We start from the raw sequence: 1,144 nt of genomic DNA, 5'->3' as shown, positions 1-1,144 counted from the left end.
GCGCCACGCCTGGCAGCTCGAAGCCGCCCCGGCCGTGCCCGCCGAGGCCTGAGCGCCCCCAGCCGGCCCCGCCCGAGGCCGAACCGTACGGCGGGTGGCCCCCCTCCGTCCCGGCCGCCGCGGCGGTCCCTTCGGCCCCGCCGGCCCCCTCCGCGTTCGAGCCGCGCAGCGCCCCGGCCCCCGCCCGGCCCCGCCCGGAAACGCGCGTGGAGGCGGCCGAGGCCCCGCCGCAGACCCCGTCCCCGTCCCCGTCGTCGTCGCGGTCGGCGCCGCCGCCCGCACCGCGCGGTACGGAACCCGCGGCCCCCTCGGGGTTCGAGCCCCGTGGCGCGGAGCGCGCTCCCGCCACCGCCCCCGTTCCGCCGGCGGAGGCGACCCGGGCCGTCTTCGAGGAGATGGCCGAGCGCGCCGTACGTCCCGCCGGGCTGATCCGCCGGACCCTGGCCCGCGCCGTGGACTCCCTCGTCCTCGCCGGGGTCGCGACGGCCGCCGCGCTGCCCCTCGTACCGGAGGCGACGGCCCACGTACAGGTCAAGGTCGACGAGGCGCGGGCGAGCGGGCGGACCACCACGGTGTGGCTGCTCGACGGCACCATCACCGGCTACCTGGGTCTGGTCCTGGCGGCCGTCCTCGTCTTCGGGGTGTTCTACGAGGCCCTGCCCACCGCCCGCTGGGGCCGCACCCCGGGCAAGAAGCTCTTCGGGGTCCGCGTGCTGGCCGCCGCCACCCTGCGTCCGCCGGCCTTCGGGGCGGCCCTGCGGCGCTGGCTGGTGTACGCCCTGCTGGGTCTGCCGGGGAGCCTGTGGTGCCTGGTGGACCGCCCCCGTCGCCGGGCCTGGCACGACCGGGCCGCCGGTACGTACGTGGCCCGGTGACCGTCGCGGCGGGGCCGTGGCGGGGCCGGTACCCCGAACGGACGCGGTCCCGTTGCGGACCCCGCGGACCCGGGTTCGACTCGGGCCATGAGTACCGACCAGCCGCCGCCGGGCCAGCCGCCCGAGGACGACCCGTTCCTCAAGAAGCCCCAGGAACCGACGCCTCCGTCGGGCGGTTCGCCGTACGGCTCACCGCCTCCGCCCCCCGGCGGCGGCAGCCCGCCCCCGCCGCCCCCGCCCCCCGGCGGCGGGTACCCCCCGCCCCCGCC

The 1,144-nt window shown here is 80.2% G+C and carries 1 protein-coding gene and 2 pseudogenes; 2 read left to right on the top strand and 1 reads right to left on the bottom strand.

All coding sequences use genetic code 11. The features are described 5' to 3' along the window. Positions 1-349: pseudogene (locus tag ABZW32_RS40025) on the bottom strand (hypothetical protein); the annotation flags it as partial. Positions 350-395: 46 nt separating this feature from the next. Between ABZW32_RS40025 and ABZW32_RS40020 the strand changes: the two are divergent. Both ABZW32_RS40020 and ABZW32_RS40015 read left to right on the top strand, forming a co-directional pair. After that, positions 396-875: an RDD family protein gene (locus ABZW32_RS40020; RefSeq protein WP_356225861.1), complete on the top strand. Its 480-nt coding sequence runs from the start codon at positions 396-398 to the stop codon at positions 873-875. A gap of 87 nt (positions 876-962) precedes the next feature. Further along, a pseudogene (locus ABZW32_RS40015) lies at positions 963-1,144 on the top strand (RDD family protein); the annotation flags it as partial.

Origin of the sequence: Streptomyces sp. NPDC004667 (genome assembly GCF_040609475.1) — a bacterium.
Classification (GTDB): Bacteria; Actinomycetota; Actinomycetes; order Streptomycetales; family Streptomycetaceae; genus Streptomyces.
This window is presented reverse-complemented; position numbering and strand designations above follow the sequence as displayed.